Below are 23,216 nucleotides of genomic sequence, written 5' to 3' on the forward strand. Positions count from 1 at the left end.
GGGCGCCCGCCCCTTCGTCGTACGCGCCCTCCGCCGATCACCCACAGGTCAGGGTGCGCGACACGGGCAGCGCGGCGGCGATCCGCGCCCGTTCGGGGGCGATCTCCTCCTCACCGACGATCACGGTGTCCGGGACGGCGCCCTCGCGGGGCAGGCCGACCAGGACCCGGTCGCCCTCGTGCAGCGGGGGCCGGCCGTCGGCCTCCCGCAGGAGAACGATCTCGTCATCGCCGCCTCGGGTTCCCTTCTCCGGCTTGTGGACGTGGGTCGCCGTCAGCGTGACGCGCTCCTGTCCGGCGCCCGCGCCCGTGTCCGGTACCGGCTCCACCGCCGCGACCGTGCCCTCGACGACGAGCCGGGCGCAGGCGAGGTAGTGGGGGCTGCCGAAGGCGGCACCGCCGTCCTGACCGCTGCTCGCCGCCTTGTCGGCGGCCTTGGCATCCGACGCCTCGGACGCTCCTCCCCCGGGCTGTGCCACGAGCCAGCCCGTGCCGACGACCACCGTGGCGGCCGCCGCCGCGACGAGCGTCCCGAGGGCGGTCCGCAGGGGGCGGCGGGCACGGCGGGGGCGGGCGGGCAGGGGCGTCACCGGCGCAAGGGACCTCACCGGCGCGAGGGGGGTCGCCGGAGACCCGGACCCGGCCTCCCGGTGCTCACCGGCGTCGGCCAGCGCGTCCCCGATCAGGCCCAGCTGCTCCCGCAGCACGGCCACGTCGGCGGCGGCCGCGTCCCGCGCGGCCGTGAACGCCGGGTCCTGCCGGGCCCGCGCGGGCAGCGACTCGTCGAGGAGCGCGGCCATGAGGGCGTCCATGCCGTCGTCCCGGGGCATGCCGTCGTCCTGGGGGTCGTGGGCGGCCACGTCACACCACCTCGTCCTCGTGCAGGCGGGCGCGCAGGGCCCGTACGGCCGTGTGCAGCCGGCTCTTGACCGTGCCCTCGGGGACGCCGAGCTGGTCGGCTATCGAGCGCACCGGAAGGTCGGCGTAGAACCGCAGTACGACGACCTGGCGCTGGGCGTCGGGCAGCCCGTCCAGGCCGCGGGCGACGGCGAGGGAGAGCAGGCGGGTCTCCTCGTCGGCGGGGAGCTGCTCCGCCGGGCGCAGCGCGGCGAGGCGTTCGCCGAGCCGCTCCTGGCGGCGTTTGGCCCGGTGCCAGTCCATGGCGAGGTTGGAGGCGACCACCGCCGCCCACGCGGAGACGTCCCGGGGCGCCTCCTGCCCGTTCGCGGCGCGTTCCAGCAGCCGCAGCCGGACCTGCTGCACCCCGTCCGGCAGGTCCGCCTGCGGCACCCCGCCGAGCGCGAGTACCGCCCGCACCCGGCGTTCCTGCGCCGCGTCCAGCGGGTCGTCGTCCGCGGCGCCGTACGTCGGCCGGCCACGCCGGATTCTTCCGCGCAGCACTGCCCACCCCCTCGCACTGTTTCCCCTACGACGCCGGCCGGGCCCGGAACGTTCGCCCGGGTGCCGCGGACCGGGCAGAGGCGTACGTCACACCGCCGTGTGGGTGGGGCGGGGCGGGGCAGGGGACCTTGCGGTCGGTGGCCCCCGACGGCTGATTTCCTGCGGCTCGCAGGGGCGGCGGCCGCAGGTCCGCGACCGGTGCCCGGCACCGGGGCGTCCCACTGTTCGGGCAGAAGGCGTTAACAATTGGACAAGCGGGACGTGGTCGGCCGCATGATGGAAAAGCCTCGGCCAGGTAACAGGAACGCGAAGAGACGCAGTAGGGAGACGCCGTGAGGGTCGGAATCGTCGGAGCCACCGGTCAGGTGGGCACGGTCATGCGCAGCATCCTCGAAGAGAGGAAGTTTCCGCTGACCGAGCTGCGCCTGTTCGCCTCGGCCCGCTCGGCGGGGACGGTCCTGGACGGGGTCACGGTGGAGGACGCGTCCACCGCGGACTACACCGGCCTGGACATCGTGCTGTTCTCCGCGGGCGGCGCGACCTCGAAGGCGCTGGCCGAGAAGGTCGCCTCGCAGGGCGCCGTCGTGATCGACAACTCCTCGGCCTGGCGCAAGGACCCCGAGGTCCCGCTGGTCGTCTCCGAGGTGAACCCGGAGGCGATCGCGAACCGCCCCAAGGGCATCATCGCCAACCCGAACTGCACCACGATGGCCGCGATGCCGGTCCTGCGTCCGCTGCACGCCGAGGCGGGCCTCGAGGCGCTGGTCGTCGCCACCTACCAGGCGGTGTCCGGCTCCGGAGTCGCGGGCGTGGCGGAGCTGCACGGCCAGACCCAGAAGGTCGTCGCCGACGCCGACAAGCTGGCCCACGACGGCGCGGCGGTCGACTTCCCCGAGCCCGGCGTCTACAAGCGCCCCATCGCCTTCAACGTGCTGCCCTTCGCCGGCAACCTCGTGGACGACGGTCTGAACGAGACCGACGAGGAGCAGAAGCTGCGCAACGAGTCCCGCAAGATCCTGGACATCCCGGAGCTCAAGGTCTCCGGCACCTGCGTGCGCGTCCCGGTCTTCTCCGGCCACTCCCTCCAGATCAACGCCCGGTTCGCCCGTCCGATCAGCGCGGAGCGCGCGACCGAGCTGCTGGCCGACGCCCCCGGTGTCGTCCTCACCGACATCCCCACCCCGCTCCAGGCCGCCGGCCAGGACCCGTCCTACGTCGGCCGCATCCGCCGCGACGAGACGGTCGACAACGGCCTGGCCCTCTTCGTCTCCAACGACAACCTCCGCAAGGGCGCGGCCCTGAACACCGTCCAGATCGCGGAACTGGTGGCGGCCGAGCTGAAGCGGTGACCACAGACCCGCTCGCCGCGCGGGGGGTCCACCCGGCCGGGTGGACCCCTTTCGGCGTGTTCAGAGCGCCGGATGCCGCCGTGACGCGACACCCCTGGCCAAAAGGCGGGGGTCACGCACAGGAATTCCGGTCACCAGGCCCCGTCGGTGCCCCCGCCCCCGCTCACCCGGTCCCACGGACCGGCTCCCCCACCGCAGTCCCACTCGGCGAACGCTTCTGTGTCGGCCTGCTCCAGCTGTGCCTGCCTGAGCAGCTCGCCGGCGGCACGTATGACGGCCGGCCGGGAATCGGCCTCCGGACCGGACCCCGCACTTTCGGGATCGCGAGTTCCGGGCGGCCGGACGGCATGGTCGGCGCCGTCGGGTCACGGGCTGCCCCGCGATTGATCTCGGGGCGTGCCGGTCCGGGGATTCGGCGGGCCGGTGGTCCGGCAATCGCCGGTCGGGCCGTTACTCGTACCGGTACTTCAGCGAATCCGCCTCCGCCTGCTCGATGTCGGCGATCGTCAGCTCCGGCATCCGCAGCTGGGCCAGCGTCACCTCTGCCGAGGTCGGCTGGGCGTCCGCCGGCAGCCACTGCTCCGGCTTCCAGGCCCCGCTGCGCAGCAGCGACTTGGGGCAGTGCGGGTAGACCTCCTCGATCCCCAGCACCAGCGCACTGGCCGGCGGCTTGCCCACGGCGGTCAGCTGCGACAGCAGCTCCGGGCGGGTGGAGACGCAGGCCCGGCCGTTCACCCTGAGCGTCGTGGTGCGCCCCGGGACGACGAACAGCAGCCCGGCCCGTCCGGTGGCGATGACGTTCTGCAGGGTGTCCAGACGCTTGTTGCCGGTCGCGTCCGGTATCGCCACCGTCCGTGCGTCCAGGACGGCGACGAACCCGGCGGGGCCTCCGCGCGGGGAGACGTCACAGTTGCCCTCGGCGTCCGCGCTGGCGACCAGGACCAACGATGAGCATCCGATCAACTTCCTTGTCTGCTCGGTGAGTTCGGTCATCTGCTTGCGCACGGCCGCGTCACCGGGGAGTGCGTACACCCGGCGCAGCGCCTCCCGGTCGGACACGGCGTCGAGGCGGAGCGAGTCGAAGGCACTTCCGGCAAGGGGTGTCGTCATGTCCCCGACCCTAACGAACCGACCTGCGGCTGATCTTGGTCGGTGAGTGCGGGGACGGAGAGACACCTGCGCGAGCTGTCCGGTGTGTGACGATCGAACAGGCCCGTGCGGCCATGTCCCGTCCTTCCTTCTGCGGGCTGTCGCGCCGACACCTGGGCGAGTCGGTCGCAGAACTCGCTCCGTGCCGGTCGACGTGCGCAAGCACGACGGCAGCCTGAGCGCGCGGTGGGCTGCCGTCCGGCTCGGCGTACCGCCACTGGCTCGACCTGGTCCGGTGGCCGGGTCGTTGCCGGGTGGTGGTGCGCCGCTCCTCAGCCGGGTGATCCGGCCCTTGACGTGCGGGCCGGGTGCCCCGTCGCCTGCTCCGCGCCGCACGCGACACCTGGCTGCGGCAACCTGCGGACGGGCCGGCGGGTCATCAACCCTCCGGAGCCGGGGCACCGCGGTCGTCGCGTCGTACCTCGTAGAGGAAGCAGCCGTGCTCCACCGCGCGGACGTGGACGAGGGCGACCTCCGGGTCGGCGAAGGCCTCCGTGAGGGCGGGGGCGAAGGCGTCCGGGGTCTCCACCAGGCGGCCGCCCAGGATGCGGCCGTCGGCGGAGTAGCGGCGCAGCGTGCGGTGGGCGTCGGTGAAGGGCAGGCCTGCGTCGGGCGCCGGCCCCGCGCACTCCTCGGCGTGGATGAAGACCGGGCCCTGCTCGTCGTACGCGCCCGGGTCGGCGCCCGTCCGTGCCGCCCAGCGGCGCAGCGGCGCGTACGACACCAGGGCGATCGTCTCGCCCGGCACACTGCGGCGCAGGCAGCAGCGGAGCGGGGCGCCGCCCTCGTCGTCGGTGCGGGGGACCGCGGGGCGGCCCGCGTCGTCCAGGGTGCGCAGTTCCTTCAGGACCGGCGCCGGTACGGGGCGGGCGGTGTGGTGGGGCGTCGTCATGGTTCCAGGCTCGCGCCCGGCCGGGCGCGCCACCGGCGGGAAATGGTCATCGCGTTCCGTGCCGGTCACGTGGAAGGATGGCACAACCCACACATAACGAGGAGATGACCGCGTGCCTGGCACAAACCTGACTCGCGAAGAGGCGCAGCAGCGGGCGAAGCTGCTGACCGTTGACTCGTACGAGATCGACCTCGATCTCTCCGGCGCGCAGGAGGGCGGCACCTACCGGTCCGTGACCACGGTGCGCTTCGACGTCTCCGAGGACGGGGGCGGAGCGGAGTCGTTCATCGACCTGGTGGCTCCCACCGTCCACGAGGTGACCCTCAACGGGGACTCCCTCGACCCCGCCGAGGTGTTCGCGGACTCCAGGATCGCCCTGCCGGGTCTGCTCCCGGGCCGCAACGTCCTGCGGGTGAGCGCCGACTGCGCGTACACCAACACCGGCGAGGGCCTGCACCGGTTCGTCGACCCGGTCGACGACCAGGCCTACCTCTACACCCAGTTCGAGGTGCCGGACGCCCGCCGGGTCTTCGCGAGCTTCGAGCAGCCGGACCTCAAGGCGACCTTCCAGTTCACCGTGAAGGCCCCGGCGGGCTGGACCGTCATCTCCAACTCGCCGACGCCCGAGCCCCGGGACGACGTCTGGGAGTTCGAGCCGACGCCGCGGATCTCGACGTACATCACCGCGCTGATCGTCGGCCCGTACCACTCCGTGCACAGCGTGTACGAGAAGGACGGCCAGTCGGTGCCGCTCGGCATCTACTGCCGGCCCTCGCTCGCCGAGTTCCTCGACGCGGACGCCATCTTCGACGTCACGCGGCAGGGCTTCGAGTGGTTCCAGGAGAAGTTCGACTACGCGTACCCCTTCGGGAAGTACGACCAGCTGTTCGTGCCGGAGTTCAACGCGGGCGCGATGGAGAACGCCGGTGCCGTGACCATCCGGGACCAGTACGTCTTCCGGTCGAAGGTGACGGACGCCGCCTACGAGGTGCGGGCCGCGACGATCCTGCACGAGCTGGCCCACATGTGGTTCGGCGACCTGGTCACCATGGAGTGGTGGAACGACCTGTGGCTGAACGAGTCGTTCGCCACCTACGCCGAGGCCGCCTGCCAGGCGGACGCACCGGGCTCGAAGTGGCCGCACTCGTGGACGACGTTCGCGAACTCCATGAAGACCTGGGCCTACCGCCAGGACCAGCTGCCGTCCACGCACCCGATCATGGCCGACATCCGTGACCTGGACGACGTGCTGGTCAACTTCGACGGCATCACGTACGCCAAGGGCGCGTCCGTCCTGAAGCAGCTGGTGGCCTACGTCGGCAAGGACGCGTTCTTCCGGGGCGTGCAGGCGTACTTCAAGCGTCACGCGTACGGCAACACGCGCCTGTCCGACCTGCTGGGCGCCCTGGAGGAGACCTCCGGCCGTGATCTGAGCACCTGGTCGAAGAAGTGGCTGGAGACGGCCGGCATCAACGTGCTGCGCCCGGAGATCGAGACCGACGGCCCGGACGGTACGGGCGTCATCACCTCCTTCGCCATCCGCCAGGAGGCCCCGGCGCTGCCCGCCGGCGCCAAGGGCGAGGCCACCCTGCGCCCGCACCGCATCGCCGTCGGCCTGTACGACCTGGACGGGGCGAGCGGCAAGCTGGTGCGCGTCGACCGGGTCGAACTGGACGTCGACGGCGAGCTGACCGCCGTACCGCAGCTCGTCGGCAAGGCCCGCCCCGACGTGATCCTGCTCAACGACGACGACCTGTCGTACGCCAAGGTCCGCCTGGACGAGCGGTCGCTGGCCTTCGTCACCGAGCACCTCGGCGACTTCGAGGCGTCCCTGCCGCGCGCGCTGAGCTGGGCGTCGGCCTGGGACATGACCCGGGACGCCGAACTCGCCACCCGCGACTACCTGTCCCTGGTGCTGTCGGGCATCGGCAAGGAGTCGGACATCGGCGTGGTGCAGTCGCTGCACCGCCAGGTGAAGCTGGCGATCGACCTGTACGCCGCCCCAGCCGCCCGCGAGGCCCTGCTCACCCGCTGGACGGAGGCCACCCTGGCCCATCTGCGGGCCGCCGAGGCGGGCAGCGACCACCAGCTGGCGTGGGCGCGCGCCTTCGCCGCGACGGCGAGGACGCCGGAGCAGCTGGACCTCCTGGACGGCCTGCTGGACGGCACGCAGACGGTCGAGGGCCTGGCCGTCGACACGGAGCTGCGCTGGGCGTTCGTGCAGCGGCTCGCGGCGGTGGGCCGGTACGACGAGGCCGAGATCACGGGCGAGTACGAGCGCGACAAGACCGCCGCGGGTGAGCGGCACGCCGCCACCGCGCGCGCCGCCCGGCCGACCGAGGAGGCCAAGGCGGAGGCGTGGGCGTCGGTCGTCGAGTCCGACAAGCTGCCGAACGCGCTCCAGGAGGCGGTGATCACCGGCTTCGTCCAGACCGACCAGCGTGAGCTGCTGGCGCCGTACACGGAGCGGTACTTCGAGGTGCTCAAGGACGTCTGGGAGTCCCGCTCGCACGAGATGGCCCAGCAGATCGCGGTCGGTCTCTACCCGGCGATCCAGGTCACCGGCGAGACCCTGGACCGCACCGACGCCTGGCTCGCCTCGGCCGACCCGAGCCCGGCCCTGCGCCGTCTGGTCTCCGAGTCCCGCGCGGGCATCGAGCGGGCCCTGCGCGCCCAGGCCGCGGACACGGCGGCGGCCCGGTAAGCGGCCGTACGGCTCGAGGGGCGCCCGGTGTCACGCCGGGCGCCCTCTGCTGCCCGAAGGCCCGTCGGCACAGCGCCGCGGGCACGCTACCTGCTCAGGGTCTCGTCCTCGATCGTGTCGGCGTACCGCCACCGCCGTGCGGCGGCTGTGACCTCCTTCGCGGCCTCGGCAGGCGCGGACTTACAGTGTTCGCGCCAGCTTCGGCACTCCCTGTATCAGTGAGGTAACTGCGAATCATGCCGACCGAAACGTTTGAGTTCCAGGTAGAAGCGCGCCAGCTGCTCCAGCTGATGATCCACTCGATCTACTCGAACAAGGACGTCTTCCTCCGTGAGCTCGTCTCCAACGCCTCCGACGCGCTGGACAAGCTGCGTCTGGCCGCGCTGCGGGACGACTCGCTCGACGCCGACGTCTCCGATCTGCACATCGAGCTCGAGACCGACCCCGCCGCCCGTACGCTCACGGTGCGGGACAACGGCATCGGGATGTCGTACGACGAGGTCGGGCAGCTCATCGGCACGATCGCCAACTCGGGCACGGCCGAGTTCCTGCGGGAGCTGCGGGAGGCGCAGGACACCGCCGGCGCCGAGGGGCTGATCGGCCAGTTCGGCGTCGGCTTCTACTCCGGCTTCATGGTGGCGGACGAGGTCACCCTGCTGACGCGGCGCGCGGGCGAGAGGCGGGGCACGCGCTGGACGTCCCGCGGCGAGGGCACGTACACCCTGGAGGAAGTCGACGACGCGCCGCAGGGCACGTCGGTCACGCTGCACCTCAAGCCGGCCGACCCCGACAACCAGCTGCACGACTACACCTCGGCGTGGAAGATCAAGGAGATCGTCAAGCGCTACTCGGACTTCATCACCTGGCCCGTCAGGCTGGTCGGGGAGACGGCGGGCGAGGGTGACGGGGCAGCCGAGCCCGAGACGCTGAACTCGATGAAGGCCCTGTGGGCCCGTTCCCGCGACGAGGTGTCCGAGGACGAGTACCACGAGCTGTACAAGCACATCAGCCACGACTGGCGCGACCCGCTCGAGACCATCCAGCTGCAGGCCGAGGGGACCTTCGAGTACCAGGCCCTGCTGTTCGTGCCCTCGCACGCCCCGCACGACCTGTTCACGCAGGACTTCAAGCGCGGGGTGCAGCTGTATGTGAAGCGCGTGTTCATCATGGACGACTGCGAGGCGCTGCTGCCGCCGTACCTGCGTTTCGTCAAGGGCGTGGTCGACGCGCAGGACCTCTCCCTCAACGTGTCCCGCGAGATCCTGCAGCAGGACCGGCACATCCTGATGATGCAGCGCCGGCTGACGAAGAAGGTGCTGTCGTCGGTGAAGAGCATGATGACCGGCGACGCCGAGCGGTACGCCACGTTCTGGCGGGAGTTCGGCGCCGTGCTGAAGGAGGGGCTGGTCACCGATTCCGACAACCGCGACGCCATCCTCGCGGTGTCGTCGTTCGCGACCACCCACGGCGAGGACGAGACGGTCACGCTCAAGCAGTACGTGGAGCGGATGCGGGACGGGCAGGAGGACATCTACTACATCACCGGCGAGTCCCGGCAGAGCGTCGGCAACTCCCCGCACATGGAGGCCTTCCGGGAGCGGGGCATCGAGGTGCTGCTGCTCACGGACCCCGTGGACGAGGTGTGGGCCGACGCGGTGGGCGAGTTCGAGGGCAAGCGGCTGCGTTCGGTCGCCAAGGGGGACATCGACCTCGGCGCGTCGGAGGACGAGGGGTCCGAGGGCGAGCGGGAGAAGCAGGCCGAGGAGTACGCGGGTCTGCTCGGCTGGATGCGGGAGCAACTGGAAGAGGACGTCAAGGAGGTGCGTCTGTCGTCGCGTCTGACGGTGTCGCCGGCCTGCGTCGTCGCCGACGCGCACGATATGACGCCGGCCCTGGAGAGCATGTACCGGGCCATGGGGCAGGAGGTGCCGCGCACCAAGCGCATCCTCGAACTCAACCCCGGCCACCAGCTGGTGAAGGGCCTGAACCAGGCGTACGGCGAACGTGAGGACCGCTCCGGCCTCATCGAGACCGCCGAACTGCTGTACTCCCTGGCCCTGCTGGCGGAGGGCGGCCGGCCGAAGGACCCCGCACGCTTCGTGAAGGCGGTGGCGGAGCGTCTGGGACTCGCCCTGTGATGAGCCTGCGTACCGCAACGGAGGCATGACCCTCGGCAAGGCCGGGGCCTCCCACAGCGGAGGCCCCGCCTTGCTCCGTCTCCGTCTTCCGGGGCTCACGCCGGGTGATCGGCGTCAGTTGGTACCGCCGTACGCCCGTTCACGCGGCTGGAGCGTCTCGGCACGGTGCCTGCCGCGGGGTGTGGTGCGCAGCCCAGCGCTTCGCCCACCAGACACCGCCACCGCCCTCGCCACCCGCACCGACGACCTCACCGCGGCCGGCCCCTATCGGTCCGCCACCCTCGTCCTGCCCGTCGGCACCAACCCGTACCTGTCGCTGCCGGCCTGCGCGGTGCATCGCCTCGCCCGCCGCACCGGCGCCACCACCGTCCCCGCCCACAACGCAGCCGGACACCTCATCCACGTCCACCCCGGCGGCAGGCCGTAACCCATCCCCGGCGATCCCAGCGCGGCCCGACCCCTCACCGGTCAGGGCCGCACCCGTGTGGCGGGCACCGCGAATCCTCATCTCCTGACCTCAGGGCCGACGTTTCACGCGGCGCTACTGTCGCCAACGGTCCTTTGCGCGAGCAGGATCAATCGCAGGCCGCCAGAGCTCCGCCGAACCCGGATTCGTTCTCAGAACCCGTTCTCGCCCACAAGCGGGACGGACCCCCTTCTGCGACTTGCATGGTGCGAAAGTCCGAGCCCATGACGGACCCTCAGCGGCCCTTCCCCGTCCGACCGGTCGGACGGGGACGACGTCGAACGGCACGCCTGTCCGAAGGGTGACGCGCAGCCCGCCTCGCCGTGCCGCTCGCGCGGCGCTGCGGGTGCCGACCCCGGCCGACCGCGGCCCGGGCCGGCCGTGGCGGCCCGGCACCCCGTCGCCGATCGACCCGGACCTGCCGAGCGCGGACATCCGCATCGGCTACGCCCGCTGCTCGACCCTCGGGCAGGAACGCGACTCCCAGCTCGACGCGCTCAGCAAGCACGGCATCCCCCGGGACAAGATCTTCAGCGAGAAGACCAGCACCCGCCTCCGGGTCCGCCCCCGGTTCGAGGGGGCGCTGCGGACCGCGCGGGAGATCAAGGCCCACGCCCCGCACTGCCGGGTCGTCCTCACCGTGTACGAGATGAAGCGCCTCGGCCGCGGCGCCGCCGAACTCACCGCGCTCGCCGACCACCTCACCGCCCACGGCCTGGTCCTGGAGATGCTCACCGGCCCTCCGCCCGATCCTCACGATGCACGGCCTGACCAGGCTGGTCGACGTCGCGGAACGGCCGGCGGCGGAGCTGATCTCCGACGCCGTACGCCACACGGTGACGGGATGCCGGCAGTGGCCGGGGCACCGGCGGCAGCAGCCCGGTGGGGCGGAGCCGACCGCGGTCACGGTGCGGGGGTCGCCGTTCATCAGGACCTCCTCGACGCCCACTTGTGAGGAGATCGCGCCGCGACAGAACGCACCAGGGCGTGCGGACAGCACCGAGGGCACCGGCCCCGTGTACGGCGGGTGACGGTGCCCTCGGGAAAGTGCGCGGGGCTGTCATGCGCAGCCCGCCCCGGGTCAGGCCTTGGCGTCGGCCTTGGTCCCGATGTTGGAGCTGGTCGTGTCCTTCTTCTTGTGCGACTTGTCGAGGACCATCACCAGACCGGTGATGACCAGGAAGAGCACGATCGGGGCCACGACGTAGAGGCCCAGCGTCTCGCCGACGCTCAGGCCCGTACCGGGGTCGTCCCCGTGGTCGCGGGTGAGCGCGAGCGCGGGGGACGTCATGAGCAGCATCATCAGCGTCGTACCGGCTGCCAGGGCGCCGGCGCGCAGGGCGTTCGTCTTGTCCACGTGCCCAAACTAGCGAACGCCCGGGGGGCCCGCGCGCCCGGGGTACCGTGCGGGCCCAGGTCGGACCGGATGCGCCCCGGTCCGACCGGGTTTGTCCTCAGATGTCGCCACCCGTACCGCTCGGCCGGGCGGCGGGGGCGGTGTGGGTGCGGACGACGTCGAGCAGCGCGTGCAGCCGCGGGGATGCCGTCAGGTCCTCCAGCGGCATCGGACGGCCCTGCGCGTCGGCGATCGGCAGGCGCCAGTTCGGGTACTGGTCCCAGGTGCCGGGGAGGTTCTGCGGGCGCCGGTCGCCGACGCCGTCGGGGAGCCAGACGCCGATCATCCGGGCGGGGGTGCGCAGCAAATAGCGGTGGACGGCCTGGATCCGCGCCTCCTCCTCGGAGGCGGCGGTACCGCCCGTGCCGTGCAGCAGGCCGAGCCGGGCCAGCAGCTCCAGCCACTCCCCGGTGTCGGCGGCGGCCTCCGCGCGCTCCTCGGCCAGGGGGCGGGTGAGCAGGCCGAGGCCGTCGCGGAGCTCGACGTGCTCGCCGGTGAGGCGGGCCGCGGTGGGCGGCAGGTCGTGGGTGGTGGCGGTGGCCAGGCAGTCGGCACGCCAGGCACCGGGCGGCAGCGGTCGGCGGTCGCCCTCCCAGTCCCGTTCGAACCAGAGCACCGAGGTGCCGAGCACCCCGCGTGCGCGCAGCGCCTCGCGCACCCCGGGCTCCACCGTGCCCAGGTCCTCGCCGATCACCACCGCACCGGCGCGGGACGCCTCCAGGACGAGGACGGCGAGCATGGCCTCGGCGTCGTGGCGGACGTACGTGCCTTCGGTGGGCGGGTGGCCCCGGGGGACCCACCAGAGCCGGAACAGGCCCATCACGTGGTCGATGCGCAGGGCGCCCGCGTACCGGAAGAGGGCCCGGAGCAGGGCGCGGAAGGGCGCGTAGCCACAGGCGGCGAGCCGGTCGGGGCGCCAGGGCGGCAGGCCCCAGTCCTGGCCGCGGGCGTTGAAGGCGTCGGGTGGCGCGCCGGCCGACATGCCGGCGGCGAGGGTGTCCTGCTGCGCCCAGGCGTCGGAGCCGCCGGGGTGCACGCCGACCGCGAGGTCGTGGACGATCCCGACCGGCATCCCGGCCTCGCGGGCGGCCCGCTGGGCGGCGGTGAGCTGGGTGTCGGTGAGCCAGGCCAGCCGGGAGTGGAAGTCGACGCGGTCCGTCAGCTCGCGGCGGGCCCGGCGGGTCTCGGGTGAGCGCGGGTCGCGCAGGCCCTCCGGCCAGGTCTGCCAGTCGGGGCCGTGCACCTCGGCGAGCGCGCACCAGGTGGCGTGGTCCTCCAGCGCCGGGCCCTGCTCGGCGAGGAAGCCGCGGTAGGCGGCGAGCCGGCCGGGCCCGAGCGGCACCTCGTTCACCAGTTCGAGCGCGGCCTTCTTGGCCTCCCACACGGCGTCCCGGTCGATCAGGGCACCCTTGTCCAGCACCGCCTCGCGCAGCTCCGCGGCGCGTCCGCCGAGGGCCCGCAGCCGGCCGCGGTTCTCGGCGCCCGAGACGTACGCGAACTCGGGGACGTCCTCGATCCGCAGGTGGACCGGGTCGGGGAAGCGGCGCGAGGAGGGCCGGTAGGGGGAGGGGTCGGTCGGAGCGCCCGGGACGGCCGCGTGCAGGGGGTTGATCTGGACGAATCCGGCGCCGAGCGTACGGCCCGCCCAGGCGGCCAGCTCGCCGAGGTCACCGAGGTCGCCCATGCCCCAGGAGCGGCGGGAGAGGAGCGAGTAGAGCTGGACGAGGAGCCCGTACGAGCGGGCCGGGGGTGCCGGTAACGCGGCCGGGGCGACGATCAGGTGGGCCTCGGCGGTGCGGCCGTCGGGCGCGGTGGCGGTGACCCGGTGCACGCCGGGCGGGAGGTGCGCGGCCGAGGCGCGGGTCTCGCCCTGCTCGGTGCCCACCAGCAGGCGGGTGCCCTCGGGGAGCGCGGCCAGGGCGGGCGGCACGCCGGGGCCCCAGCCGACCACGGTGGGCGGCAGCAGCCGCTCGGCCCGCTCCCGCTCGCCGGCGGCGAGCGCGTCACGGACGGCCTCCGGCGTGCTCGCGTCCACGCCGAGCGCGGCCAGGGCGAGGGTGACGGCGGTGACGGAGGCGGCGACCGTACGGTCCGGGGAGGGGTTGTAGGAGGTGGCGACGCCGTGCAGGGCGGCGAGCAGGGCCAGGTCCTCGGACGGAGGCCCGGAGGACAGGGGCCCGGAGGACGAGAGCCCGGGGGACAGGAGCCCGGACGGAAGCTCGGCGGACGACGGTTCGGTCGGCGGCTCGGACAGCGGCTCGGCCGGGCCGGGCGCGGCCATCTAGTGCCCCGGGACGTACTGGGCCGGGAAGGAGTCGAGTCCGGTGGAGTCCATGGCGGCGTCGGACTCACTGGTCAGCGGGGCGGTGTCGGCGAGCGGGGGCTCGCTGGTGAGGGGTTCGGCGTCGGGCAGCGGGGGCTCGCTGGTGAGCGGGACCTCGGCGCGGGGTCCCTCCGCGCTGAAGACGCAGGCGTGCAGCCCTCCGGGTTCGACGGACAGCTCCGCCACGGGTTTGGACAGGGCCGGGGACAGGACATAAGCCGGTGCGGCAGCCACAGGTGGCCTCCTCGTCGAGATCACTGTTCGTTGAGCATCGAGCACCGAGGCAAGTCGCTCGGTCGGGTTCCCCGCAGCCCCTACCCAGAGGACGCGAGACCAGACGCACCCGTGCCCACAACGTGCCCCTGCTCACATTCTGTTCCCGTTCCCATGTCTCACACCAGGACAAACCTGCCACAACGGTCTCTCCCGTTGGCAGGCGGGGCGCAGAATGAGAGGCTCCGTGTTCTGCGTGTTCCCTGCGCGCCCGTGTCTGTCTCGGTCCATCTCGGTCTGTCTTCGTCTCCTCAAGGAGAAGCCTTGCAACTGCGGCCTGGGAAGAGGGCGGCCGCCCTCGCGTTCGCAGTCGTCGCCGGAACCCTGGGCGCGGCGCCCGCCTCCGTGGCGGCGCCGCCCGTCCCCGGGACGACCACGTCTCCCGTACCCGACCGGGCCGAGACGGACCTGGCCGTCTGGCCCCGCCCGCACTCCCTGCGGGCGAACGGCGCCCCGGTCGCGGTGACCGACGAGGTCGCCCTGACCGCCGACGCGACGGCCGACCCCCGTGCCCTCGACGCCCTGCGCACGCTGCTGCGGGAGGCCGGGGCGCGCCGGTTCACCGCCACCGGCGAACAGGCGCCCGCGGGGGCGCTCGCCGTGCGGGTGGGCGCGCATCGGCCGACGAACGACCCCCAGCGCTCCCTCCCGTCCGGCGGCTACACACTGACCGTCGGCGACGGCACCGTCGCCCTCACCGGCTCGGGCGAGGACGGCCTGTTCCACGGCGTCCAGACGCTGCGTCAACTCCTGCGCCCGGACGGCAGCTTCACCGCGGTCGTCGTGCGCGACTGGCCGGGCACGGCGGTGCGCGGCATCACCGAGGGCTTCTACGGCACCCCGTGGACGCACCGACAGCGCCTGGCCCAGGTGGACTTCATGGGCCGCACCAAGCAGAACCGGTACCTGTACGCGCCCGGTGACGACCTGTACCGGCAGGCCCGCTGGCGCGAGCCGTACCCGGACCGGCGGCGCGCGGAGTTCCGGGAGTTGGCCGAGCGGGCCCGGGACAACCACGTCACGCTCGGCTGGGCGGTGGCGCCCGGCCAGGCCATGTGCTTCGCCTCGGACGACGATCTGCGCGCGCTGACGCGCAAGCTGGACGCGATGTGGGCGCTGGGCTTCCGCACCTTCCAACTGCAGTTCCAGGACGTCAGCTACAGCGAGTGGCACTGCCGCGCGGACGCCCGCCGCTTCGGCTCCGGCCCCGACGCGGCCGCGCGCGCCCAGGCGTACGTGGCGAACGAGGTGGCCCGGCACCTGGCGGAACGTCATCCCGGCTCCGCCGCCCTGTCGTTGATGCCGACCGAGTACTACGAGGACGGGTCGACCGCGTACCGGCGGGCCCTCTCGCACGCTCTGGACTCGGGTGTCGAGGTGGCGTGGACCGGCGTCGGGGTGGTGCCGCGCACCATCTCGGGCGGTGATCTGGCGAAGGCGCGGGAGGTGTTCGGGCGTCCGCTGGTGACCATGGACAACTACCCGGTCAACGACTTCGCCCCCGGCCGGATCTTCCTCGGCCCCTACCAGGGCCGGGAGCCCGCCGTCGCCGCCGGTTCGGCGGCCCTGCTCGCCAACGCGATGGAACAGCCCGAGGCGTCCCGCATCCCGCTGTTCACCGCCGCCGACTTCGCCTGGAACCCGCGCGACTACCACCCCCAGGAGTCCTGGCGGGCCGCGATCGCCGACCTCGCGGGTGGCGACGCCGAACTCGAGAGGTCCCTGTCCGCGCTGGCGGGCAACGACGCCTCCTCGGTGCTCGGCGCCGAGGAGTCGGCGTATCTGCGGCCGCTGCTGGCGGAGTTCTGGCGCACCCGCGCGACCGCCGGCACCGATGCCGGCCGCGCGGCGGACGACCGGCTGCGCGCGGCCTTCACGGTCCTGCGTGAGCTGCCCGAGCGCCTGTCCGGCAACCCGCGCTCCGCCGCCCTGGCCACCGAAGTCGCCCCCTGGACCGGCCAGTTGGCCCGCTACGGCGAGGCCGGCGGCACCGCGCTGGAGATGCTGCGGGCACAGGAGTCCGGCGACGCGGGCGCCGCCTGGACCGCGTACCGGAAGCTGAACGAGCAGCGGGCCGGGCTGAAGACGGCCCGGGTGACGGTCGGCAAGGGCGTCCTCGAACCGTTCCTGGACCGGGCGCGGGACGCGTACGAGGACTGGGCCGGCATCGACCACAGGCCGACCGAAGGGTCCGGCGGCAGGACGGAGGACGGTGTCCTGCACCTGCCGCGGGTCCGCGACCTGAGCACGGTGACGGTGCTGGCCGAGCCCGGCACCACGGGGACGGCCGAGATCCACGTACCGGGTGCGGGCTGGCGCCGCCTCGGCCCGCTCTCCCCGTCCGGCGCCACCGAGTTCCGGGCGGACGGCCCGGCCGGCGCCGTACGGATCACCGGCGCGGACGCCTCCCGGGTACGGCACGTCGTCCCGTGGTTCACGGACGCGCCCGCCGCCACGCTGAAGCTGCCGGACGCCCCCGCGGACACCGACATCGGCGGCACCCGGCGGCTGACGGCCGCCCTCGGTTCGCTGCGCCCCGAGGAGGTGCGCGGCAAGATGACCGTCGAGGCGCCGAAGGGCGTGAAGGTACGGGTCCCGAAGGAGGTCCTGACCGTCCCGCGCGGCACGCCCGTTCAGGTGCCGGTCGAGGTGACGGTGGAGCCGGGGACGCCGTCCCGCTCCTACGAGGTCCGGCTCGGCTTCGGCGGGGCGACCCACACGCTCACGGTGAACGCCGTCCCCCGCACCGCCGGCCCCGACCTGGCCCGCACCGGCCGGGCGACCTCCTCGGCCGACGAGACGCCCGACTTCCCGGCGTCGGCGGCCAACGACGGTGACCCTGAGACGCGCTGGTCGTCACCCGTCGAGGACGACGCCTTCTGGCAGGTCGAGCTGGAACGCCCGGTACGGCTCGGGAAGGTCGCGCTGCACTGGCAGGACGCGCACCCGTCCGCGTACCGCGTCGAGGTCTCGGCGGACGGCCGCACCTGGCGCACGGCGGCGGCGGTGCCGGACAGCGGCGGCGGCCGCGAGACCGTCCGCATGGACGAGCGCGACGTGCGCCACGTCCGCGTCCAGGGCGAGACCCGCGCCACCCGGTACGGCTATTCCCTGTGGTCGGTGGAGGCGTACGCGGTCGCGGACTGAGCCGACGGCTCCGCCGCTCGACCGGCCGGTCGGCCGGGCGGCGGAGCTTTTTCGTGCCCCACTCTTCACTCAGTACATATACCGAGTGCATACTGATCGACATGAGCACCCGTCACATCCTGCTGGGGCTGCTCGCCTCGGGGCCGAGCCATGGCTACGACCTCAAGCGACGCCACGACGAACGGTTCCCCGAGGCCCGCCCGCTGGCCTACGGCCAGGTCTACACGACCCTGCAACGCCTGGTCCGCGACGGCCTCGCCGAGGTCGACGGCACCGCGTCCGACGGCGGCCCGGAGCGGACGGCGTACCGCACGACGGACGAGGGAACGCGTGAACTGGCCCGCTGGGCCGGAGAGATCGCCCCGCCCGCGCCCTTCGTGACGAACGAGATCTTCGCCAAGGTCGTGGTGTCGATCCTGTCCGGCGGCGACCCGGCCGCGTACCTGCGCGCCCAACGCGCCGCCCACATGCGGCGGATGCGGGAGCTCACCGCGGTGAAGTCCGCGGGCGGCGCCGGCCCGGCGACCGTGCTCTCGGCGGACTACGCCCTCAATCACCTTGACGCCGACCTCCGTTGGATGACCACCACGGCGGCCCGGCTCACCACTCTGACCGCGGAGGTCGACGCGACGTGAGCAACCTGAGCGACGGGGACGACCAGCGGCCGACGGAGCCGCTGCTCGCGGCCCGCGGGCTGGTCAAGACACACGGCAGGACCCAGGCCCTGCGCGGCGCCTCCGTCGAGCTGCGCGCCGGCGAGATCCTCGCGGTGACCGGCGCCAGCGGCAGCGGCAAGTCGACGCTGCTGCACTGCCTCGCCGGGATCGTCCGCCCCGACGCCGGCTCGGTGACGTATGCGGGGCTGCGGCTGGAGGAGCTGCCGGAGAAGCGGCTGAGCGAGCTGCGCCGCACCGACTTCGGGGTGGTGTTCCAGTTCGGGCAGCTGGTACCGGAGCTGACCGCGCTCGACAACGTGGCGCTGCCGCTGATGCTGGCGGGCACCGACCGCGCGGAGGCGCGGGAGCGGGCCGGGGAGTGGCTGGAGCGGTTCGGGGCGCGCGGGCAGGGGGGCCTGCGGCCGGGCGAGATGAGCGGCGGGCAGGCCCAACGGGCGGCGCTGGCACGGGCCCTGGTCACCGGCCCGAAGGTGGTCTTCGCCGACGAGCCGACCGGCGCCCTGGACTCGCTCGCGGGCGAACAGGTGATGACGGCCCTGGCGCACACGGCCCGCGAGGCGGGCACGGCGGTCCTGCTGATCACGCACGACGCCCAGGTGGCCGCGTACGCGGACCGCGAGGTGCAGCTGCGCGACGGGGCCGTGACCCCGCTGGAGGTGCCCGCGTGAGCACCTCGCTCTCCGCCCCTCCCGCCCCCTCCCTGCGCTCCGATCTCCGCCTGGCCTGGCAGCTCACCCGCGGGTCCGACCGGCGGGAGTGGTGGCGCATCACGCTCACCGCGACCGGCGCCGCGCTCGCGACCGGATGCGCGCTCGCCGCCGGTGTCCTGCTGTCCCTGGGCAACGGTTCCTACGCCGTGCCCGTCGCCGAGGGCCTGCTCGACGAGCCCGGAACGCGTGCCGGAGCGGTCTTCGGCCTGCTGCTCCTGCTGATTCCGGTGCTCGGATTCCTCGGGCAGTGCGCCCGCGTCGGTGCCGTGCACCGGGACCGACGCCTGGCCGGACTGCGGCTGGTCGGGGCGACGCCCTGGCAGGTGCGGCGGATCGCCGCACTGGAGACCGGCCTCGCCTGCCTGCTCGGTTCGGCGGTGGCGACCGTCCCCTCGGTGCTGCTCGTGCTGCGCCTGTGGACCCGGCCGACCGCGCTCGCCTGGGCGGCGGTGGTCCTGGTCGTCATGGCCGTGCCCGTGCTGGGCGCGGTGGCGAGCGCGCTGGCGCTGCGCCGCGTGGTGGCCTCGCCCCTGGGCCGGGTGCGCCGTGTGACGGGTGTCCGTTCCGCGCGCGGGCCGGGCAGACTGTTCCTGGGCTCGACGGCCCTGGTGACGGCGGTGGGCGTGGCGACCGCGATGTTCGGGAACGGGCCGCCCGGCCAGGCGGACTGGCAGAAGCCGTTGACGCTGTTCGCCGCACTGCTCGCGGTCGGCGCGGGCGCGGTGTGGCTGGCCGGGGCCACCTCCCGGCTCGTGGGGCGGGTGCTCGCGGTCCGGGCCCGGTCGGCGGCGGTGCTGATCGCGGCGGAACGGCTGCGCGCCGACCCGTGGGCGCCGGCCCGTACCCATGCGGCGGTACTGCTGGTGACGGTCGTCGGCACCGCGTTCATGGGGGTGCGCCACTCTATGCTCGTCTCCCTACGCGGCGCGAAGTACCCGGCCGCCGACATGTCGTACTACACGACAGGCCTGAACCTGACCGCTGCGGCGATCGTCGTGGCCCTGCTGATCACCCTGTCCGGCCTCGCCGTCGGCACCGCCGAGTCACTGGCCACCCGCCGGCGAGGGCTGTCCGCGCAGGTCGCGGCCGGTGTACCGCGCTCGGTACTGAACCGGGCACTGCTCCTGGAGACCGCCCTGCCTCTGGCCCCGGCCCTGCTCCTCGCGGGCCTGGGCGGCATGGCGGCCGGCACCGCCTACAGCACCCTGACGGCCACCCCGTCCCTCCCCTGGGCCGCCCTGCTGATCCCCCCGACGGCCTACACGGCCTGCCTCCTGGCCTCGGCGACAGCCCTCCCCCTCCTCCACCGCTCGACCCACCCAACCGAACTGCGCCACGCCTGACCGACACACGGCCGGCCTCGGAGGAACGGGGGTCCCCCGAGGCCGGCCCCACCGGCGGTCAGGCCGGCGACGCGGGGGACTGAGGAGCAGAGGGTCGCCCCGTACTGCACCCTCGACCGAACAGGTGCCGGTCGGCCTCATGCCGGTGGAGTTCTCGCACTGAACCGATCCGGGTTTGATGGAGACGTCGAAGACCCGGTTGGATCAACAGTCAGCCCCCACCCGGCAAGCACCGGGCGGGGCTGATCAGCTTGGTGATCAATCGACACCTGGCGGGAAGACATGGTGGACACCTCCGCGGACGAACACCCGCCAGGCTTCCACCTGCCCGGAACAATCGGGGAACGCCGTGAGCTGAAAAGCGGGCGCCCAGCTCACGGTGAGTTCCCCTGCCTTGCCGACACTTACGCCGTCAACAGACGGACGAAGCTGTTCGAGAATTCCGTTGAGCGTGGCCGCACGAGCGTCGAAAACCGTGCGGAGCTCGTCGAAGGCGTTCGCCCCCGCGCCCTTCTGGGCATGCCGCATGTCCCGGGACCCCAGCACGATCTTCCCGTCCTGTGTGATGCGAAACGGACATTGCAGATGGGCCATGAGTTTCTCGCCGCCCCGACCGTCGAACTCGACGACGCCCATGTCCGCAGCCCTGCCGACGGATCGGACGACGCCGTTCGTCAGGAGCCGGGTGATCTCCTCGTTTTGCATTTCAGCAGCCACCGAACAACCCCCTGCCTTCTTCTACGATGCGATGGTAGCCATAGCCCTGTCCGGTGATTCGATCGTGCAGCATGCGCCGCTCGGCTGGCGTGATCTCCCGGCCGAGGCCAGGCGGTAAACGGACAGTGACAGGACAAGTTCCCTTCGGCACGCGTGATGATCATTACGTTTGGCAAGCGTTCTGCGAAACTTCATCGTTTTTCAACAAGAAAGGCAGCCCGCGACGTCCAGGCCGGGCACTTCGGCCGGCAGTCGGCAATCTGCCGATCTGCTGGGCAGCCCGAATGCCTGATGCCGATCCGCAAGCAGGCGTCCGGCAGTGCTCCCAGGTCACGGCCTTACGAGAAAAAGTCCCATGAGCCCGTGCGCGTCCCGAGCACATTTCTGACCCACCCGCCGCCTTCGAGGAACGCGCCTCCGTAGCAGCTTGCGCCGTTCTCCTCAGGGGCAGCGGCGTTGCCGCCCGACCGCGCTCACCTTCGCTTTCGTGGTGCCGGAGCGGCCCCGGCACCACGAAAGCGAAGGCCCGGATCGGGCCGGGCCGGACGGTCAGGCGGAGATGCCGTCCACTCGGGTCAGGCCGTCGATGCGGGCCATCGCGTCGTCCGCGCCGTACGGCTGGAGGTAGGGCAGCCAGCGCGGGTCGCGGTGGCCGGTGCCGATGATGCGCCAGGCCAGGCCGGTGGGCGGGGCCGGTTTGTGGCGCAGCCGCCAGCCCAGCTCGAACAGGTGCCGGTCGGCCTTCACGTGGTTGCAGCGGCGGCAGGACGCCACCACGTTGTCCCAGACGTGCTTGCCCCCGCGGCTGCGCGGGATGACGTGGTCGACGCTGGTTGCGACGCCACCGCAGTACATGCACCGGCCCCCGTCGCGGGCGAACAGCGCGCGGCGGGTCAGTGGAACGGGCCCCCGGTAGGGGACCCGCACGAAGCGTTTGAGCCGGACCACGCTGGGTGCGGGGACTGTGACGGTCGCGCTGTGCAGGTAGGCGCCGGACTCCTCGAGGCACACGGCCTTGTTCTCGAGGACGAGGACGAGCGCGCGGCGGAGCGGTACGACGCCGAGTGGCTCGTACGACGCGTTGAGAACCAGGACATGCGGCACGGATGCCTCCTTGTACGCCGGCGACGCGTGGCTCGCGCCGGGACGATCCGTAGTCAGTCTCCCCTCATGCCTGGTGGAAGCGCCACCATGTCCCGGTAACGGGCTGAAAGTGTTTTCGACCACACCCCCTCCGGCCTCGGGATCACGGCCTGTCCGGGAGCAGGTGAGAGGCATCTCTTCTTCACGTATCGCGCCGGTCCCCCCACAATGCACCGTTAGTGTGGTGCTTCTGCCCGCGCCGGTGACCTTTCCCTGACCTTTTCGTGACCTTGAAGACCTTGACCGCCGCACCGGGGGCAGAACCTGCACCTGGAGGTACCTGCCGTGTCCTTGCCCGCCGTCCTACTGGCCGAGGGGTCGTCGCCGACGCCCTCGGATTCCGGGACCCCGATGGTGCCCAGCCTCAAGGACGCCCACGAGAGCGCCACCAGCGCCGCCGGCTGGGTGGAGGAGAACTGGGCGACGTGGCTCGCGATCGGCCTCAGGGTCCTGCTCATCGTGGTGATCGCCGCGGTGCTGAGAGTGGTCGTGCGGCGGGCGATCACCAAGCTCGTCGACCGGATGTCCCGGACCGGTACGACCGTGGACGGCACCGGCCTCGGGGGGCTGCTGGTCAACGCCGAGCGGCGGCGTCAGCGCTCGCAGGCGATCGGCTCGGTGCTGCGGTCGGTCGCGTCGTTCGTGATCCTCGGTACGGCCGCGCTGATGGTCCTGGGCACGTTCCAGATCAATCTGGCCCCGCTGCTGGCCTCGGCCGGTGTCGCCGGTGTCGCGATCGGTTTCGGCGCCCGCAACCTGGTCACGGACTTCCTCTCCGGCGTTTTCATGATCCTCGAGGACCAGTACGGCGTCGGTGACACCGTCGACGCGGGCGTCGCCTCCGGCGAGGTCATCGAGGTCGGTCTGCGGGTGACCAAGCTGCGCGGCGACCACGGCGAGATCTGGTACGTCCGCAACGGCGAGGTCAAGCGCATAGGCAACCTCTCCCAGGGCTGGGCGACCGCCAACGTCGACGTCACGGTCCGCTCGGACGAGGACCTCGACCAGGTGAAGGACACGCTCGTCGCCGTCGCGGAGAGGATGAGCAAGGAGGAGCCCTGGAACGAACTCTTGTGGAGCTCCATCGAGGTCCTCGGCCTCGACTCCGTCCTGCTGGACTCGATGGTGGTCCGGGTCTCGGCGAAGACGATGCCCGGCAAGTCGCTGACCGTGGAGCGCGAGCTGCGCTGGCGCGTCAAGCGGGCCTTCGACGCGGCCGGCATCCGCATCGTCGGCGGCGCCACGGCTCCGGTGGAGATGGAGGGCCCCGACCCGGCGGCGGCCGTCGCGCCCCCGTCCGCCTACGCGAGCAGCGTCTCACCGCAGTCCGTCGCGGCGTCCCCGCTGCCCCCGCCGAACACCACGAAGTAGACCGGCGGCACGGAGAGC

18 protein-coding genes and 2 pseudogenes are annotated in these 23,216 nt (G+C 72.7%); 11 read left to right on the forward strand and 9 right to left on the reverse strand.

From position 1 onward, the window contains the following. Window positions 1-37 precede the first annotated feature (37 nt). Together AB0I73_RS01230 and AB0I73_RS01235 are read right to left on the reverse strand one after the other, a co-directional pair. Window positions 38-859 (reverse strand): hypothetical protein, encoded by an 822-nt coding sequence (locus AB0I73_RS01230; protein ID WP_363032493.1) that lies wholly within the window; start codon window positions 857-859, stop codon window positions 38-40. 1 nt (window position 860) lies between these two features. After that, window positions 861-1,400, reverse strand: a complete 540-nt coding sequence (locus AB0I73_RS01235; protein ID WP_363032495.1) for a sigma-70 family RNA polymerase sigma factor — start codon at window positions 1,398-1,400, stop codon at window positions 861-863. 332 nt (window positions 1,401-1,732) lie between these two features. On the opposite strand from AB0I73_RS01235, the gene AB0I73_RS01240 reads away from it, so the two are divergent. Beyond that, window positions 1,733-2,749: an aspartate-semialdehyde dehydrogenase gene (locus AB0I73_RS01240; protein WP_363032497.1), complete on the forward strand. Its 1,017-nt coding sequence runs from the start codon at window positions 1,733-1,735 to the stop codon at window positions 2,747-2,749. Between the two features lie 450 nt (window positions 2,750-3,199). Here the strand turns inward: AB0I73_RS01240 and AB0I73_RS01245 are convergent, their stop codons facing one another. Both AB0I73_RS01245 and AB0I73_RS01250 read right to left on the reverse strand, forming a co-directional pair. Further along, window positions 3,200-3,859, reverse strand: a complete 660-nt coding sequence (locus tag AB0I73_RS01245) for an MSMEG_1061 family FMN-dependent PPOX-type flavoprotein (protein ID WP_109379122.1) — start codon at window positions 3,857-3,859, stop codon at window positions 3,200-3,202. Between the two features lie 418 nt (window positions 3,860-4,277). Then, window positions 4,278-4,790, reverse strand: a complete 513-nt coding sequence (locus tag AB0I73_RS01250) for a DUF1203 domain-containing protein (protein ID WP_363032499.1) — start codon at window positions 4,788-4,790, stop codon at window positions 4,278-4,280. A gap of 112 nt (window positions 4,791-4,902) precedes the next feature. Between AB0I73_RS01250 and pepN the strand changes: the two genes are divergently transcribed. The 5 genes and pseudogenes from pepN to AB0I73_RS01275 all read left to right on the forward strand — a co-directional run. After that, window positions 4,903-7,494 (forward strand): aminopeptidase N, encoded by a 2,592-nt coding sequence (gene pepN / locus AB0I73_RS01255; protein WP_363032501.1) that lies wholly within the window; start codon window positions 4,903-4,905, stop codon window positions 7,492-7,494. Window positions 7,495-7,730: 236 nt separating this feature from the next. Further along, a complete protein-coding gene (htpG, locus tag AB0I73_RS01260) occupies window positions 7,731-9,632 on the forward strand; it encodes a molecular chaperone HtpG (RefSeq protein WP_363032503.1) in 1,902 nt (633 codons plus the stop codon). A 184-nt stretch (window positions 9,633-9,816) separates the two neighbouring features. Further along, window positions 9,817-10,059, forward strand: coding sequence for a hypothetical protein (locus AB0I73_RS01265; protein WP_363032505.1), 243 nt, complete (start codon window positions 9,817-9,819; stop codon window positions 10,057-10,059). A gap of 385 nt (window positions 10,060-10,444) precedes the next feature. Next, window positions 10,445-10,777: pseudogene (locus AB0I73_RS01270) on the forward strand (recombinase family protein); the annotation flags it as partial. A gap of 61 nt (window positions 10,778-10,838) precedes the next feature. Beyond that, window positions 10,839-10,934 (forward strand): annotated as a pseudogene (locus AB0I73_RS01275) (ATP-binding protein); the annotation flags it as partial. A 245-nt stretch (window positions 10,935-11,179) separates the two neighbouring features. Here AB0I73_RS01275 and AB0I73_RS01280 read toward each other — a convergent pair. From AB0I73_RS01280 to AB0I73_RS01290, 3 genes are all read right to left on the reverse strand, one after another. Then, window positions 11,180-11,455 (reverse strand): hypothetical protein, encoded by a 276-nt coding sequence (locus AB0I73_RS01280; protein WP_109379177.1) that lies wholly within the window; start codon window positions 11,453-11,455, stop codon window positions 11,180-11,182. Between the two features lie 97 nt (window positions 11,456-11,552). Then, the gene (malQ, locus tag AB0I73_RS01285) at window positions 11,553-13,775 is read right to left on the reverse strand and encodes a 4-alpha-glucanotransferase (protein ID WP_363032507.1); all 2,223 of its coding nucleotides are present in this window, start codon (window positions 13,773-13,775) and stop codon (window positions 11,553-11,555) included. Beyond that, window positions 13,776-14,051: a hypothetical protein gene (locus tag AB0I73_RS01290; RefSeq protein ID WP_363032509.1), complete on the reverse strand. Its 276-nt coding sequence runs from the start codon at window positions 14,049-14,051 to the stop codon at window positions 13,776-13,778. A 303-nt stretch (window positions 14,052-14,354) separates the two neighbouring features. Between AB0I73_RS01290 and AB0I73_RS01295 the strand changes: the two genes are divergently transcribed. The 4 genes from AB0I73_RS01295 to AB0I73_RS01310 all read left to right on the forward strand — a co-directional run bounded on the left by AB0I73_RS01295 (window position 14,355) and on the right by AB0I73_RS01310 (window position 19,967). Next, window positions 14,355-17,237 carry a beta-N-acetylglucosaminidase domain-containing protein gene (locus AB0I73_RS01295; RefSeq protein WP_363032511.1) on the forward strand — a complete coding sequence of 961 codons (2,883 nt, stop codon included), beginning with the start codon at window positions 14,355-14,357 and terminating at the stop codon, window positions 17,235-17,237. 101 nt (window positions 17,238-17,338) lie between these two features. Beyond that, window positions 17,339-17,872 carry a PadR family transcriptional regulator gene (locus tag AB0I73_RS01300; RefSeq protein ID WP_109379178.1) on the forward strand — a complete coding sequence of 178 codons (534 nt, stop codon included), beginning with the start codon at window positions 17,339-17,341 and terminating at the stop codon, window positions 17,870-17,872. After that, window positions 17,869-18,582: an ABC transporter ATP-binding protein gene (locus AB0I73_RS01305; RefSeq protein WP_363032513.1), complete on the forward strand. Its 714-nt coding sequence runs from the start codon at window positions 17,869-17,871 to the stop codon at window positions 18,580-18,582. The genes AB0I73_RS01300 and AB0I73_RS01305 overlap by 4 nt, the downstream gene beginning before the upstream one ends. After that, window positions 18,579-19,967 carry an FtsX-like permease family protein gene (locus tag AB0I73_RS01310; protein ID WP_363032515.1) on the forward strand — a complete coding sequence of 463 codons (1,389 nt, stop codon included), beginning with the start codon at window positions 18,579-18,581 and terminating at the stop codon, window positions 19,965-19,967. The genes AB0I73_RS01305 and AB0I73_RS01310 overlap by 4 nt, the downstream gene beginning before the upstream one ends. A 258-nt stretch (window positions 19,968-20,225) precedes the next feature. Here the strand turns inward: AB0I73_RS01310 and AB0I73_RS01315 are convergent, their stop codons facing one another. Further along, the gene (locus AB0I73_RS01315) at window positions 20,226-20,684 is read right to left on the reverse strand and encodes a hypothetical protein (RefSeq protein ID WP_363032517.1); all 459 of its coding nucleotides are present in this window, start codon (window positions 20,682-20,684) and stop codon (window positions 20,226-20,228) included. Between the two features lie 549 nt (window positions 20,685-21,233). After that, window positions 21,234-21,788: an HNH endonuclease gene (locus AB0I73_RS01320; protein WP_109379131.1), complete on the reverse strand. Its 555-nt coding sequence runs from the start codon at window positions 21,786-21,788 to the stop codon at window positions 21,234-21,236. Window positions 21,789-22,112: 324 nt separating this feature from the next. On the opposite strand from AB0I73_RS01320, the gene AB0I73_RS01325 reads away from it, so the two are divergent. Further along, entirely contained in the window at window positions 22,113-23,198 is a 1,086-nt protein-coding gene (locus AB0I73_RS01325) for a mechanosensitive ion channel family protein (protein WP_363032519.1), read from the forward strand. Window positions 23,199-23,216 lie beyond the last annotated feature (18 nt).

The organism is Streptomyces sp. NPDC050388, from assembly GCF_040655635.1.
In the GTDB taxonomy this organism is placed as follows: domain Bacteria; phylum Actinomycetota; class Actinomycetes; order Streptomycetales; family Streptomycetaceae; genus Streptomyces.